The organism is Marinobacter persicus (assembly GCF_002934325.1).
In the GTDB taxonomy this organism is placed as follows: Bacteria; Pseudomonadota; Gammaproteobacteria; order Pseudomonadales; family Oleiphilaceae; genus Marinobacter; species Marinobacter persicus_A.
The window spans coordinates 1-1357 of the sequence record NZ_PTIV01000066.1 but is presented as its reverse complement, the minus strand read 5'-3'; the positions used below and the strand labels follow the sequence as shown (position 1 = coordinate 1357).

At 49.4% G+C, this 1357-nt stretch carries 1 protein-coding gene and 1 pseudogene; both read right to left on the bottom strand.

Annotated features, from left to right (window positions below):
* Positions 1 to 734, bottom strand: a 734-nt coding sequence (locus BY454_RS17115) for a site-specific integrase (RefSeq protein ID WP_258075687.1), incomplete at its 3' end; no start/stop codon positions are given.
* Positions 731 to 1357, bottom strand: a pseudogene (locus tag BY454_RS17110) (gamma-mobile-trio recombinase GmtY); the annotation flags it as partial. The pseudogene BY454_RS17110 and the gene BY454_RS17115, both read right to left, overlap by 4 nt.

Here is a 1357-nt window from a genome sequence, read left to right as displayed (position 1 = left end):
TTGCCATGAGTGAGTCCTTTCTTGATTGGAGAAATTAAGCCGTGCTCGGGCGACAATCTGCTCAAATGCGCACGCATCTGCTTATCAGTGAGTTCGGTGTAGACCTGCTGACTTTCTATCGATTTATGGTGTAGGGCGTTTTTAATGATCAGAGAATCAGCGTTTGCATCAGCCAGAGCTTGCCCATACGAGTGTCGGTGGGCGTGTGCTGTCGTTCCCGCTTCTTTTGAAAACGGTAAACCAATTCTTTCAACGGCTCTTTTAAGCGATTGGTTATAGCCTTTGATTGAGTGCGGAGCGCCTGATTGCGTCGTGAATGCAAACGGATGTTTACCGCCATCGGGGTATCGCTGATAGGTCAGGTAAAGCCGCCAAAGGTCGTTAAAGGTTTCACCAGCACTTCTTGGAAACCACCAAACCTGAAGAAAGTGGCGACTTTCATTGTCCTCTTTGGGCGCTTTCCAACCTGCATGCAGCGTATGGGATTTCGAATATTCAAATCGCGGTTGCATCCCATACTTGTTGAGCAACTCTTCGCGCCTGCTGGGGCCGTTTGGACGGGGCCGCCCTTTATCGGGATGAAAAATTTTGACCAGTGCGGTTCCGTCCTCCCACGGCACGACATCTTCTACCCAAAGGTGAAAGCACTCGCTGAGCCTGAGTCCGCCGTAATGCATCAGCATGGTAATGAGCACATTCTTCAGGTCCAGGCGCTCATGAACTACGTCGCTCATTTCAAAGCCATATCGCGTAAGGCCATTCCACAAGAGGTCGTCAATTCGTCCAGGAGGAAAGCTTTTCTTACCCTCATTGCCGTTAGAACGCGACACCGTCCTGGGCATACCTTCCGGAAATAAGCAGGGGCTGGTTTGTTAGCCCAAAGGTGGGAAAGAAAAGCCCGCCGTTTCTTTTGGTAGAAGGCTGCGAGGCCCATCCACTCCTCGTAACGAGTAGGTTTCACCGTTGGGTTTATCTGAAGCTTTTTCTCTTCATACTGCTTAGAGAGCCAGTCTGTGTATTGTGTTATCAGGCTGATTAGAAAGTTCGCGTCCTTATCCTCGCGTGGTTTCCACCGCAGCCAACTCGGATCGCTACCGTCCTCGCCAATCGTTCCGGTGTAGAGGCTGTTTGAAAACTCCTGAAACAGTTGGTGAGGAGTTTCAAAGCAGTCTTTATTCTGATTCGTGTAATCGATGAGGAGTCGAACCGCAAACGCGCTCCTGTCTTTCCAGCTCCGAGATTTGTATCGATGAACGATCAAATAATCCAAATAACTTTTCAGCAAACCATCTTGGGTGACGATCACCGGAAGACTTATCTTCGTCCCCGTGTTGTCTACTTTGATATTTGCCTCTAT